A 13,053-nucleotide genomic window follows, 5' to 3' on the forward strand; every position below is an offset into this window, starting at 1 on the left:
GATCAATCCCTCCCGAAGCCGAGGCACGGCCGCCTTCGGCCGGATAACTCGCAGTGGTTGGCACGGTAGCGTCGGAGCTCATCCCCCGTCAACGTTTTGCCGAATAATCATTCACTTAGCGAGATTGGCTCATCAATTTCGAGCAAATCCGTCGTGGATGCCGGCGCACCGCCACTGCCGTCGATCGCGCGAGCGACGACTTGTCACTTCTCGTATCACGTGTAAATGCAGCGCATTCAGGCCACGGCGGGCGTCGATCGCATTGACGTTGACGTAAGGCCGTACCCCGACCAGACCGGGATCCGCGCCCGGCGGACGAAGTCGCCACGGAATCAGTGCCAGGTATGGGCATTAACTTTGCCGATCGTGCCCAGATCGGGGGAAGCGTGGCCGAATTTTGCCGACGGGTACCTCGCGCGCCGTTGGGCCGAAGTCTAGGTGACTACAGGCGATGTCAGTCGGGTTTCCGAACAAATCGTGTCCGTGCCGACCGACCCAGTTCGACAACTTGGGCTCGGCAACGGCGTCTCGGCAATACGCTGATCGCCATGGCACCAGCGCAACGCGAACCCAACGTCGTCGTCCTCGGCGGAGGATCCTGGGGCACCACCGTCGCCTCCATCTGCGCTCGGCGCGGGCCGACCCTGCAGTGGGTGCGCTCGGAGGAGACCGCCAAGGACATCAACGACAATCACCGCAATTCGCGCTATCTGGGCGATGAGGTGGCACTGCCCGAAAACCTCAAGGCCACAAACGATTTCAGCGAGGCCGCCAACTGTGCCGACGTGATCGTGATGGGTGTGCCGTCGCACGGCTTCCGCGGGGTGCTGACCGAACTGGCCCGCGAGCTGCGGCCGTGGGTCCCGGTGGTGTCCCTGGTCAAAGGTCTCGAGCAGGGCACCAACCGGCGGATGAGCGAGATCGTCGACGAGGTGCTGCCCGGGCACCCGGCAGGCATCCTGGCCGGACCGAACATCGCCCGCGAGGTCGCCGAAGGCTATGCCGCCGCCGCCGTGTTGGCCATGCCCGACCAGCATCTGGCCGCCAACCTGGCACAGCTGTTCCGCACCAAGCGGTTTCGCACGTACACCACCGACGACGTGATCGGGGTGGAGATGGCCGGGGCGCTCAAGAACGTCTACGCCATCGCTGTCGGCATGGGCTATTCACTGGGCATCGGCGAGAACACCCGTGCCATGGTGATGGCCCGCGCGGTGCGGGAGATGTCCAAACTGGGCGAGGCGATGGGCGGGCACCGTGACACCTTCGCCGGCCTGGCCGGCATGGGAGACCTCATCGTCACCTGCACCAGCCAGCGCAGCCGCAACCGCCATGTGGGCGAGCAACTCGGCTTGGGCAAGACGGTCGACGAGATCATAGAGTCGATGAATCAGGTCGCAGAGGGCGTCAAGGCGGCCAGCGTGATCATGGAATTCGCCGACAAATACGGGCTGAACATGCCGATCGCCCGCGAGGTGGACAGCGTGATCAACCACGGCGCCAAGGTCGAGGACGCCTACTACGGCCTGATGGTCGAAAAGCCAGGCCACGAGGTGCACGGCTCGGGGTTCTGACCTCAGCCGGTCTGCGCCGTTCACACCCGAGAGTGACGCCATGGTCGCGACGCCTCGCTTCGATTCAAGGGCTGACAGCGACCCTCACGTCACTTTCGCGGGAGCAGCGCTCATTCCCCGCGCACCGCGGCGCGGAAGTCCTCGGCACCGACCGGCGGGGCGATGGTCCAGAGCACCTCGGCCTCACCTTCGGTGGGGTTGTGCCAGTCATGCAGCTGGGTCGCACCGAAGGTCATGCTGTCGCCGGTGTCCAACAATGTGGTCTGTCCCTCCACGGTGATGCTGAGCTCACCCTTGAGCACGTAGACGAAAACCGTTGCGGCGTCGAGCCGGTAGGCCCCGCCGGAACCACCGCCCGGCCGCATGACGGTGTGCATCACCTGCACATGGTGTTCGGACTTCGGGGTCAGCAGCTCCTCCCGGACCCCGTGCCCACCCATCTCCAGCGGAGCCCCGGCTCCGCTGCGCACCACCGGCGCCGACGGGTACTCGAACAGGTCGCCGATGCCGATACCCAGCGCCTCGCAGATTCGCATCAACACCGGGACCGACACGTTGGTCATCCCCCGCTCGGCCAGGCTCAGGAAGCCCTTGGTCACCTCGGCCCGGGCGGCCACCTCGGTCAGGCTCAATCCGCGTTGACCGCGAACCTCACGCAGCCGTGCCCCGGCCCGCCCCATGCCGGTTTCCGTGCCGGTCTGCCGACCGTCCGCCACTGACGCTCCCCTTCTGTTGACGCCCACGCGTTTAGTGGTGTAAAACACGTTCAACGTTTTATAGCATTGAACACTACATGTGGGCGTGCCCCCCGAAGCGCAGAAAGGCAAGCGGTGTCTGCACCTGCAACCGAACCCAACGGCGAATCGACGCGGATTCAGGCCGCCGTCCTCGACGGCGACAGAACCATCAGCATCGAGCACGTCGACCTCGCCGCCCCCGGGCCCGGCGAGGTGCAGGTGGAGATCGCCGCGGCCGGCGTGTGCCACTCCGACCTGCACGTCACCACCGGGGCCTGGGACGTCCCGGCGCCGGTGGTGCTGGGACACGAGGGCTCCGGCGTGGTCACCGCCGTCGGCCCCGGCGTCGACGACCTCGAGCCCGGCGACCACGTGGTGCTCAGCTGGGTACCCGGCTGCGGCGAATGCCGCGCTTGTCAGGCCGGGCGGCCGGCCCAGTGCGCACTGGTGGCCTCGGTCGTGGCCACCGGAGGCACCCTGTACGACGGAACCACGCGGCTGTCCAACGAACGCGGCCAGATCCACCACTACCTCGGGGTGTCCTCCTACGCCGAGCAGGTCGTGGTTCCGCGCAGCGGCGCGGTCAAGGTCCGCAAGGACGCCCCGCTGCAGGACATCGCCATCGTCGGCTGCGCCATCGCCACCGGTGTCGGCGCCGTCCGCAACACCGCCGGAGTGGAGCCCGGTTCGACCGTCGCGGTGATCGGCTGCGGCGGGGTCGGCCTGGCGTGTGTCCAGGGCGCCCGACTGGCCGGAGCCGCACGCATCGTGGCCGTCGACGTGGTCGCCGAGAAACTCGACCTGGCCCGCACCCTCGGGGCCACCGACACCGTCGACGCCTCGGCGGTCGAGGACGTCGTGGCCGCCCTCCGCGAGGTGCTGCCCGACGGATACGACTACGTCTTCGACGCCATCGGCAAGATCGCCACCACCGAGCAGGCAATCGCCGCGCTGGGCCTCGGCGGGGCCGCCGTCATCGTCGGTCTCCCGCCGGCCGGCGAACGCGCCACCTTCGACCCGCTCGCGCTGGCCGAGGCCGATCAACGGATCCTTGGCTCCAATTACGGCTCGGCGGTGCCCGAGCGCGACATCCCCCAGCTGGTCGACGAGGTGATGGCAGGCAACCTCGACCTGGCGTCGATGATCTCCGCGCGGCGGCCATTGGCAGAAGCCGCGGCCGCCCTCGACGATCTGGCCGCCGGCCACGCATTGCGCCAACTACTCGTCCCGAACGCCTGAGAAGAATCGAGATCCCAAGTGACCGAAGATCTTCAGACCCGGGCCGAGGCCTCGAGCGGAGATGCCGGCCTGCGCCGCGGCGTGATGGGCGGCGGCGAACTCGCCGCACAGGCCATTGCCAACATCGCGCCCAGCGCCGTCATCGCGTTCACCGCCGCCGCCATCTACACCACCGCCAGTAACGGCACCTGGGTCTCGTTCGCGCTGGCCACCGTCGTCATCCTCTCGGTGGGTTACTGCATCTCGCAATTCGCCAAGCGCCGTTCGAGTGCGGGCTCGCTGTACAGCTATGCCGCGACCGCACTCGGACCTTTCGGCGCCTACCTGACCGGCGTCAGCCTCATCATCGGATGCTTCGGGATTGCCGCGGGCTCCCTGAGCGGCTCGGTGGCCTACACCGCCACCCTGCTCAACCAACTCGGCATCCCGGTCCACGGGGTGGCCGCACAGATCGTGCTGGCCGTCGTCCTCGGCGCACTGGCCACCTTGTTCACCATCCGCGGTATCCGGCTTTCGGCACGGGTTTCCCTTGTGCTGGAACTGATTTCGGTGTCCATCATCATCCTGTTGCTGGTCTTCACCCTGGTCCACCTCGGCGCGGACGCATTCGACGCCGACCAGTTCGACCTGAGTGGCGCCAAGCCGTCGGGAATCGCGGTGGGCATGGTGCTGGCGATCCTGGGCTTCGTCGGCTTCTCCAGCGCCGATGCCCTGGCCCGAGAGGCCAAGGACCCCTACCGCGCGGTGCCACGCGCCATCATGTGGAGCGCGGCCGGCGTCGGTGTGCTGTACGTCTTCGCCGCCTACACCCAGGTGGCCGCATTGGGATCCGGTCTCGGCGAATCCGCCCAGCCGCTCAACGATCTCGCGACCCTGGTGGGCATGCCGGGGTGGTTCAACCCGATCCTCAACTTCGGTATCGCCGCATCGTTTTTCGCCGTGGTGGTCGCACCGATGAACGTCATCGGCCGCATCCTCTACGTGATGGGCAAAGAGGGTGTGGTTCCGTCCGCGATCGGCCGGACCCACCCGACGCACCTGACCCCGCACCGCGCGCTGATCTCGGTCAGCCCACTCGTGATCGCGGTGCCCGTCGTGCTGTATCTGCTCGGCGTCGACGCGATGGATGTCGTGACCTGGGTGGACACCTACGGGACCTACGGTTACATGGTGGCCTACGCCGCCGCGGCGATCGCTGCTGTTGTTTTCCTACGCAGCATCAAGGTTCGCGTTCCGCTCGTGTGGCCCGCCGCCGCGTTGGCCATCGGATCGATGGCATATGTGTTCTACGCCAACGTTTATCCGGTGCCTGCGTATCCGCTCAACGTGATCCCGTGGCTGTTCCTGGCCACGGTTGCCGCCGCGCTGGCGTGGTACTGGATACTGCGCCGCCGGTCACCGGAAGTGATCGCGAAGATCGGGACCAGCGACATGGAGACGCTCGAAGGAATCGGCTGAGGCCTCCGAAGAGTGCGTGGCTCGGCCGGCGGTGTGGCTCAGCCGATCTGGAAGGTCGGCTTGAAGTCGGACTCCTGCTGCCCGATGACGAAGCTGCCCGCCGGGCTGATCACGAAACCGGACTGGTTGCGCCCGTCGATGCATGACGTCGACACGCCATCGGTGCCGCAGCTGATCGTCTGATAGCTGATCCGTGAATTGGGCGGCAACGGCTTGGGATTCTCGACCACGCCGAACACCGGTGCCGGCGAACTGGCGAAGCCGGGAACCCCGGGTCCACCGCTGACCAGGTTGGCCCCGTTCGGCGCTGCCGGGATCGGTCCGCTGCAGCCGTAGCTGCCGCTGCGCTGCAGTACGCAGGTGATGCCCTCGGCGATGCTGAAGGCGTACCAGTTGTTGTCCATCACCGCGTATTCAGACGTCTTGACCGGCGGATACGCGTTGACATTGGGGACGGCCGGCGCCGGATCCGGCTCCGCGGCCGCCAAGGGCGGCATGCTCATCGCTGCCGCCCCCGCGGCGCTCACCAGGCCAATCACCACTCTGTTCAGCACGCCGTCACCCTAACCCGGGGCGGTAGTGCGGTCCACCGCTCCGAGATCGTGTCAGCCGCAGTGCAGGTCCACGTAGACCGTGGTGTAGCGGACCCGCTCCTCGGTGTTGCCACGCGGCGCGGCCTTGAGTTCCGTGACGTCGCGGCCCGGCCGCACCGCACTGACCCGACAGTTCTCGATCGAGCCGGTACCGACCCGACTCTGGATGACGCGGTAGCCGTCGTCCTGCAACTGCTTGATGGTCTGCTGGGCCGATCCCGTTCCACTGGGTGCCGCGGCGGCCGGACCGGCCAGCGCGAGCGCACCGACGGCCAGGCCGGTGGCGGCGGTGGCGGCAATGACATTTTTGACGGAGTTCCTCATTGAACTACCTGCCTTTCTTGCTGAATTACTTTCAGCCTATGCAGGTATTTCGGCCAGGTCCACCAACTCATATTGAACACATACGAATGAGTGCATACGAATCGGGAGCCGGACAAAGGCCGCGAAAGTCGGCGAAAATCATTGAATATTCAGGCCGAATTCATATTGTTCGGTTACCCGCCGACGGGATCCGAAGCAGCTTCGCCCGCCAGCGGTATCCGCACAGTAAACACTGTCTCACCAGGCTTGGAAGCGACCGCCACGGTACCTTGGTGCGCCTCGACGATCGATGCCACGATGGCCAGACCCAGCCCGGTGCTGTCCAATTCCCGCGACCGCGATTTATCCGCCCTGACAAATCTCCCGAAAAGATTCGGCAACAATTCGGCATCTATCCCCGGACCGTCGTCGGTCACCGTCAATTCCGCGAATTCAGCGGTCTCGGTCAATGCGACCGTTACGGTCACACCGGGCGGGGTGTGCACCCTGGCATTGGTCAACAGATTGCTCACCACTTGGTGCAGCCGGGCCAGATCGCCGCGCACCCACAGCGGGTCGTCGGGCAGCTCGGCCACCCAGTGATGTTCGGGCGCGGCCACCGCTACGTCGTTGACCGCGTCGACCACCAGATCACTCAGGTCGATGTCGTCGGTCTCCAGATCCTGGCCCTCACTCAACCGCGACAACAGCAGCAGATCGCTGACCAGTCCCGTCATCCGCCGCGCCTCGGCCTCGATGCGGGCCAGCGCGTATTCGGTGGTCGGCGGCAGGGTCGCGCTGTCCTGCCGAGTGAGCTCGGCATATCCCTGGATGGCGGCCAGCGGAGTACGCAGCTCATGGCTGGCATCGGTGAGGAACTGCCGGGTGCGCCGATCGGAGGCGGCCAGCTCGGCCAGCGCGCTGTCGACGTTGGCCAGCAGCTGGTTGAGCGTCTCCCCCACGATGCCGACTTCGTTGTCCGGATCGGTGTCCTTGTCGCGCACCCGCGCGGTGATGCGGTGATCGTCACCGTCCAACCGCAACGTCGCGACCTTGGCGGCGGTGGCCGCGACCCGGCGCAACGGGCGCAGGGCGATACGGACCACCGCGACGGTGCTCAACGCGGTCGCGACGAGCGCGATGACGATCATCACCGCGACGGTCACCGTCTTGCGCGCGATCACCCGGTTTGCGCTGTCCAGCGACACCCCGGACACCAGCACATCGCCGTTGCCCGCCGATTGGCTGGCCAGCCGGTACGCGCCGAGCACCGGCAGCTTCACCGAGCGCGGGTGCCCGTCGGTCCAGCGGTACTGGTCGAGCGCGCGGGTCACCGCGACCGGCGCGGTACGCGGCTCTCCGTCGGAGAACACAGCCGACTGGACCACCTCACCGTCGTGCAGCACCGCGATCAGATTGCCGGGGGCCTGGCCGACGAATGCGGTGAGCGCCTCGGCGTCCGCGGTGAGCTCGTGCCCGGCCTGGGCTTCGCGCCACTTGTCGAAGGAGTGGCTGAACGCCGCGAGCGACCGCGACACCTCGTTGTCGCTCATCGTCGACACATAGGTGTGCAGGCTGTACACGGACAACGCCCCGACCGCGGCCAATGCCACCGTGACGATCGCACTGACGCCCAGCACCAGCTGCCGGCGCAGCGACCGGGGCCACCACCACCTGGATCTCGGTGGCATCAGCGGGTCACGGCGCGGGCCGCAGCATGTACCCCACGCCGCGAACGGTGTGGATCATCGGCTCGCGATCGGCGTCGACCTTCTTACGCAGGTACGAGATGTAGAGGTCGACGATGCTGGACTTGCCGCCGAATCCGTAGTTCCACACGCGATCGAGTATCTCTGCCCGGCTCAGGGCCCGGCGCGGATTGCGCATCAAGTAGCGCAACAGTTCGAATTCCGTCACGGTCAGGCTGATCGGCTCGCCGCCGCGAGTGACCTCGCGGCTCGCCCCGTCGAGCACCATGTCGCCGACCTTGAGCGTCTCGTCGGACGGCGGCGTGGTGTGGCTCGACCGGCGCAGCAACCCGCGCAGGCGGGCCACCAACTCCTCGAGGCTGAACGGTTTGGTCATGTAGTCATCGGCGCCGGCCGTCAGCCCGGAAACCCGGTCCAGCACGGAATCCCTGGCGGTCAGGAACAGCGTGGGCGTGTAGCCGTCGGCCTCGCGTACCCGCTGCAGAATCTGCAGTCCGTCGATATCGGGCAGCATGATGTCGAGCACCACGACATCGGGTTCGATCTCGTCGAACTTGGCCACCGCGTCATGGCCGTTGTGGGCCACGTCGACTTCCCAGCCCTCATAGTGCAGGGCCATCTTCACCAGGTTGGTCAGCGCCGGCTCGTCATCGACCAGCAGTACGCGAATCGCAGACCCGTCGGCGCGGTGGATCTTCGGCAACTGTCCGAGGATGGCCTGCCGCGGCTGCTGAGCACGGGGAGAAACCGACATCGTCGTCATATTTCCATTGTGCGGAGTACACAGATCGTTGTCACGGAGTTCATATGGAGTTCTAAGGGAATGCCGTTCATATGAGTCTTCTATGACGCTCGTCACCTTCGCGGGCCATGGTGATCCAGGCCAGAATTGTTGCAATACATACCGTTTCAAAACGAGTAGGTGAACACTTGGTGACACCACAAACTTCGATTCATCGATTTAGCCTGCACACCAGGCATATTCACGGTCAGACACCTCTATGAAACATTTGGGTTCTCTATGTGTGCGGCAAACTTCCTTGCGCCTGCTCACAGCGATAAATACTCTCGCTCAAAGTAATTGGGTGTAACCGAGCCACAAATGAGCCATAAGTCGACTTGTGTCGCACTGCGCTCCAACACCTTTCGAAGTTGCCCACCGGCAACGGCGTCAATATCTCCGTGCGGACCCGCAACGAGGCGAGTCCGCACATCACCAACTCCAGACGGAGGCGCACGATGCAGCAAACTACTGATTTCGTAGAACGGGCCCGCGCCGTTCTACGTTATGACCTACCCGCCTCACTGGTGGTGTTCCTGGTCGCCCTACCTTTGTCACTGGGTATCGCGGTGGCATCGGGCGCTCCCGTACTGGCCGGCATCATCGCCGCCATCGTCGGCGGCATCATCGCGGGCGCCCTGGGCGGATCGCCGCTACAGGTCAGCGGTCCCGCGGCCGGGCTGACCGTGATCGTCGCCGGCCTGATCTCACAATTCGGCTGGGCGGTCACCTGCGCCATCACCGTGTGCGCGGGCGTGCTGCAGGTCCTGTTCGGACTGAGCCGGGTGGCGCGCGCAGCACTGGCCATCTCCCCCGTCGTCGTGCACGCGATGCTCGCCGGTATCGGCATCACCATCGCGTTGCAGCAGGTCCACGTGCTGCTCGGCGGCAGCTCCAACAGCTCCGCCTGGGCCAACGTCACCGAACTGCCTGGTCAGCTGATCAACGCCCACGGTCACGGCGTCGTGCTGGGTGCGCTGGTGATCGCCATCCTGGTGGGGTGGCGCTGGGCGCCCAAGGCCGTCAAGAAGGTGCCCGGTCCGCTGGTGGCCATCGTCGGCGTCACGGCGCTGTCGCTGCTGGCGCCGTTCAGCGACGTCACCCGCATCCAGATCAACGGTTCCCTGCTGGACGCGCTGGCCCTGCCCAGCCTTCCCGAGGGCAACTGGGGCGCATTCGCCGCCGGCGTGCTGACCGTGGCCCTGATCGCCAGCGTCGAGAGCCTGCTCTCGGCCGTGTCGGTGGACCGCATGCACACCGGCCCGCGGACCAACTTCGATCGCGAGATGATCGGCCAGGGCACGGCCAACATGGTCTCCGGCGCCATCGGCGGCCTGCCCGTCACCGGTGTCATCGTGCGTAGCTCCACCAACGTCGCCGCCGGGGCCCGCACCCGGGCATCGGCCATCATGCACGGTGTGTGGATCCTGGTCTTCGCCGTGCCGTTCGCCGGCCTGGCCCAGATGATTCCGACCGCTGCCCTGGCCGGCCTGCTCATCGTCATCGGCTGCCAGCTGGTCAAGCGGGCTCACATCGAAACTGCCAGGCGCACCGGTGATCTCGCGATCTACGCGGTGACTGTGACCGGCGTGGTGTTCCTCAACCTGCTCGAAGGTGTGCTGATCGGACTGGCCCTGGCGATCGCCCTGACCGTCTGGCGGGTGGTACGTACCAACATCGTCTCCGAGCCCACCGGTGAGAACACCTGGCGCGTCGCCATCGAGGGCTCGTGCACCTTCCTGTCCCTGCCGACGCTGACCAGCGCCCTGGCAAAGGTGCCCGCGGGATCGACGGCGACCGTCGAGCTGTCGGTCGACTTCATCGACCATGCCGCTCACGAGACCATCGAAGAGTGGCGGCGCCAGCACGTGGCCACCGGCGGCACCGTCGACATCCATGATGTCGGTGCGGTCGAGATGGGCAGCGCCGTCACCGGTCCGCCGATGCGCGGCTTCACCCCGTTCGACAAGCGCTCCGGCGTGGTGCCGTGGAGCTCGTGGCAGCGTGAGGAGTCGGCTTCCGTCCTGCACGGCCTGGCCGCCTACCACCGTCGCACCGCCCCGGTGCTGCGCCCGCACATGCAGGAGCTGGTGCATGCGCAACGACCCGAGACGCTGTTCCTCACCTGCGCCGATTCGCGGGTGGTGCCCAACGTCATCACCAGCAGCGGCCCGGGCGATCTGTTCACCGTGCGCAATGTCGGCAACATGGTCCCCGCGGACCAGGCCGACGCCTCGATCGAAGCGGCCATCGCGTTCGCGGTCGACAAGCTCGGTGTCTCCTCGATCGTGGTGTGCGGCCACTCCAGCTGCGGCGCGATGACCGCGATGCTCGGCAAGACCGATGCGGGCGACAAACACCTGGAATCCTGGCTGGCCCATGGCAATCCGTCGGTCGAGGCGTTCGACGAGGGTCGCCACCCGGTTGCGGTGTCTGCGGCCGAGGCGGGATTCGGCACGGTGGATCAGCTGTCGATGGTCAACATCGCCGTCCAGGTGCAGACCCTGCAGGCACATCCCTTGGCGCGGCGGGTCAACGTGATCGGCCTGTTCTACGACATCGCCAGTGCCGGCGTGCTGCGGGTGACGCCCACCCATGTCGAGACCCTGGCTGACGCCGCTTAGCCGCACCTGACACCGCGAGCGACCGCGATGAACACGCGGTCGCTCGCGGCGCGGGACTAGAAGCGGCCGGGAGTCGATCCTCCATGGCCGGCCATGTCCTCCAGCCGGCGGATCCGCTCTTCCATCGGCGGGTGCGTCGAGAAGAGCTTGCCGATGCGCTCGCCGGCCCGGAACGGGCTGGCGATCATCAGATGCGCTTGATCGGCCAACTGGGGTTGCGGAGGCAGGGGCGCCGCCTCGACGCCACCGGAGATCTTGCGCAGCGCAGAGGCCAATGCCAGTGGGTCGCCGGTCAATTCGGCGCCGGACTGGTCGGCCTGATACTCACGCGAGCGTGACACGGCCATCCGCACGACAGTCGCCGCAATCGGGCCGAGCAGCGAAACCAGAAGCATGGCAAGCGGATTCGAGCCTTCACGGTTGCCGCCGAACATTCCCGCGAACATGGCCATGTTGGCCAGAGCGGTGATCACCGACGCCATCGCGCCGGCCACGCACGAGATCAGGATGTCGCGGTTGTAGACGTGGGAGAGCTCGTGGCCGAGAACCGCACGCAACTCACGCTCGTTGAGGAGCTGCAGGATGCCGGTGGTACAGCACACCGCGGCATTGCGCGGATTGCGTCCGGTGGCGAATGCGTTCGGGTTTGCGGTGTCCGAGATGTAGAGGCGCGGCATCGGCTGATGCGCCGTGGTGGCCAACTCCCGCACAATCCGGTAGATCTCGGGCGCTTGTACCTCCGTGATGGGCTGGGCGTGCATCGCGCGCAGCGCCATCTTGTCGCTGTTGAAGTACACGTAGGCGTTCATGCCGACGGCGAACAGCACCGCCAGGTACATCACGTTGCGGCCGAACAATGAACCGACGAACACGATCAGTGCCGACATTCCGACCAGCAACAAGAATGTCTTGATCCGGTTCGCGTGCGGGTTCCACGTCATCGCAGTTTCCTCCTAGGCACCTACTCGGCAACCATCGCTGATTAAACGCTCAGTTACCGTCCGTGGTTCCGGAATCAGCCGTGACGGTTCACCGTGTAGTCGACGAGGGTGGCCAGTGCGTCGCGCCCGGGGCCGGCCGGAAGGCCCGCCAACTCCTCCCGTGCCTGCGCCGCGTACTCGGCCACCGTCTCCTTGGCGCGCGCCATGCCGGCCGAGCGTCGCAACAACGTCAGCGCCTCGGCGACGTCCTCATCGCGCTCGACCGGGCCGGCCAGCAACGCGCGCAACCGATCGGAATCCGGGCCGGACTCACGCAGCGCGTAGAGCACCGGCAGGGTGTGCACGCCCTCGCGCAGGTCAGTGCCGGGAACCTTGCCCGATTCATCGGGATCGCTGTCGATGTCGATGATGTCGTCGGAGATCTGAAACGCGGTGCCGACGATCCCGCCGAGCCGGTGAAGCCGGTCGATCTGCTCGGCGTCGGCACCGGAGAAGGTCGCGCCGAACCGCCCGGAGGCGGCGATCAGGCACGCGGTCTTCTCGTAGACCACCTTGAGGTAATGGTCGACGGAGTCGACATGTTCGGCCGCGCCACGCGTCTCGCGCATCTGGCCGGTGACGAGTTGGGCGAACGTGTCGGCAATCACACGCACCGCATCGGGCCCGAGCAGGGAAACCAGCCGCGAAGCCGTGGCGAACAGGTAGTCGCCGGCCAAGATCGCGATGTTGTTGCCCCAGCGGGCATTGGCGCTGGGCGCCCCGCGACGCATCTGCGCCTCGTCCATCACGTCGTCGTGATACAGCGTGGCCAGGTGCACCAGCTCGATCACCGCACCGGCGATCGCGACCTGCGGATCGTCGGGCCGTGGGCCCAGCGACGCCGAAAGCACGGTGAACAGCGGGCGGAAGCGTTTTCCGCCGGCCTGGAACAGGTGCTGGACGGCCTCGGCCATGAGCTCGTCGGCTTTGCCCAGCTCATCAGACATCAGTTGTTCGATCCTGGCCACGCTGTCCCGGACGTCGGCGGCGAACGCCGCGTCCCCGAAATCAACGCCTGCCACCACAGTCGCTGGTGTCCTCATTCGTCCAACATA

Annotated in this window: 11 protein-coding genes; 4 read left to right on the forward strand and 7 right to left on the reverse strand. The window is 66.3% G+C overall.

Going from position 1 to position 13,053, the window contains the following annotated elements:
- The first annotated feature begins 548 nt into the window (after positions 1 to 548).
- On the forward strand, positions 549 to 1,574 hold the full coding sequence (locus tag H977_RS0126005; RefSeq protein ID WP_029110659.1) for an NAD(P)H-dependent glycerol-3-phosphate dehydrogenase: 1,026 nt from the start codon (positions 549 to 551) through the stop codon (positions 1,572 to 1,574).
- Between the two features lie 110 nt (positions 1,575 to 1,684).
- On the opposite strand, the gene H977_RS0126010 is transcribed toward H977_RS0126005, so the two are convergent.
- The gene (locus H977_RS0126010) at positions 1,685 to 2,290 is read right to left on the reverse strand and encodes a helix-turn-helix domain-containing protein (protein WP_029110601.1); all 606 of its coding nucleotides are present in this window, start codon (positions 2,288 to 2,290) and stop codon (positions 1,685 to 1,687) included.
- Between the two features lie 114 nt (positions 2,291 to 2,404).
- Here H977_RS0126010 and H977_RS0126015 point away from each other — a divergent pair, with 114 nt between their 5' ends.
- Together H977_RS0126015 and H977_RS0126020 are read left to right on the forward strand one after the other, a co-directional pair.
- Positions 2,405 to 3,550 carry a zinc-binding dehydrogenase gene (locus H977_RS0126015; RefSeq protein WP_029110602.1) on the forward strand — a complete coding sequence of 382 codons (1,146 nt, stop codon included), beginning with the start codon at positions 2,405 to 2,407 and terminating at the stop codon, positions 3,548 to 3,550.
- An 18-nt stretch (positions 3,551 to 3,568) separates the two neighbouring features.
- A complete protein-coding gene (locus tag H977_RS0126020; RefSeq protein WP_029110603.1) occupies positions 3,569 to 5,008 on the forward strand; it encodes an APC family permease in 1,440 nt (479 codons plus the stop codon).
- A 38-nt stretch (positions 5,009 to 5,046) separates the two neighbouring features.
- Here H977_RS0126020 and H977_RS0126025 read toward each other — a convergent pair whose 3' ends face one another.
- The 4 genes from H977_RS0126025 to H977_RS0126040 form a co-directional block, all read right to left on the reverse strand.
- Positions 5,047 to 5,511, reverse strand: a complete 465-nt coding sequence (locus H977_RS0126025) for a hypothetical protein (protein WP_502691210.1) — start codon at positions 5,509 to 5,511, stop codon at positions 5,047 to 5,049.
- A gap of 102 nt (positions 5,512 to 5,613) precedes the next feature.
- Positions 5,614 to 5,925, reverse strand: a complete 312-nt coding sequence (locus H977_RS0126030) for a hypothetical protein (protein ID WP_029110605.1) — start codon at positions 5,923 to 5,925, stop codon at positions 5,614 to 5,616.
- A gap of 173 nt (positions 5,926 to 6,098) precedes the next feature.
- Positions 6,099 to 7,595, reverse strand: coding sequence for a sensor histidine kinase (locus H977_RS0126035; protein ID WP_029110606.1), 1,497 nt, complete (start codon positions 7,593 to 7,595; stop codon positions 6,099 to 6,101).
- Between the two features lie 7 nt (positions 7,596 to 7,602).
- Positions 7,603 to 8,376: a response regulator transcription factor gene (locus tag H977_RS0126040; protein WP_029110607.1), complete on the reverse strand. Its 774-nt coding sequence runs from the start codon at positions 8,374 to 8,376 to the stop codon at positions 7,603 to 7,605.
- Positions 8,377 to 8,852: 476 nt separating this feature from the next.
- Here H977_RS0126040 and H977_RS0126045 point away from each other — a divergent pair, with 476 nt between their 5' ends.
- Positions 8,853 to 11,018, forward strand: coding sequence for a SulP family inorganic anion transporter (locus tag H977_RS0126045; RefSeq protein ID WP_029110608.1), 2,166 nt, complete (start codon positions 8,853 to 8,855; stop codon positions 11,016 to 11,018).
- A 56-nt stretch (positions 11,019 to 11,074) separates the two neighbouring features.
- On the opposite strand, the gene htpX is transcribed toward H977_RS0126045, so the two are convergent.
- Entirely contained in the window at positions 11,075 to 11,959 is an 885-nt protein-coding gene (gene htpX / locus H977_RS0126050) for a zinc metalloprotease HtpX (RefSeq protein WP_029110609.1), read from the reverse strand.
- Between the two features lie 74 nt (positions 11,960 to 12,033).
- Positions 12,034 to 13,041 (reverse strand): nonaprenyl/(2E,6E)-farnesyl/geranylgeranyl diphosphat synthase, encoded by a 1,008-nt coding sequence (gene grcC1, locus H977_RS0126055; RefSeq protein ID WP_196808328.1) that lies wholly within the window; start codon positions 13,039 to 13,041, stop codon positions 12,034 to 12,036.
- Positions 13,042 to 13,053: the final 12 nt, after the last annotated feature.

It is taken from the genome of Mycobacterium sp. URHD0025 (assembly GCF_000426065.1).
Taxonomy (GTDB): Bacteria; Actinomycetota; Actinomycetes; order Mycobacteriales; family Mycobacteriaceae; genus Mycobacterium.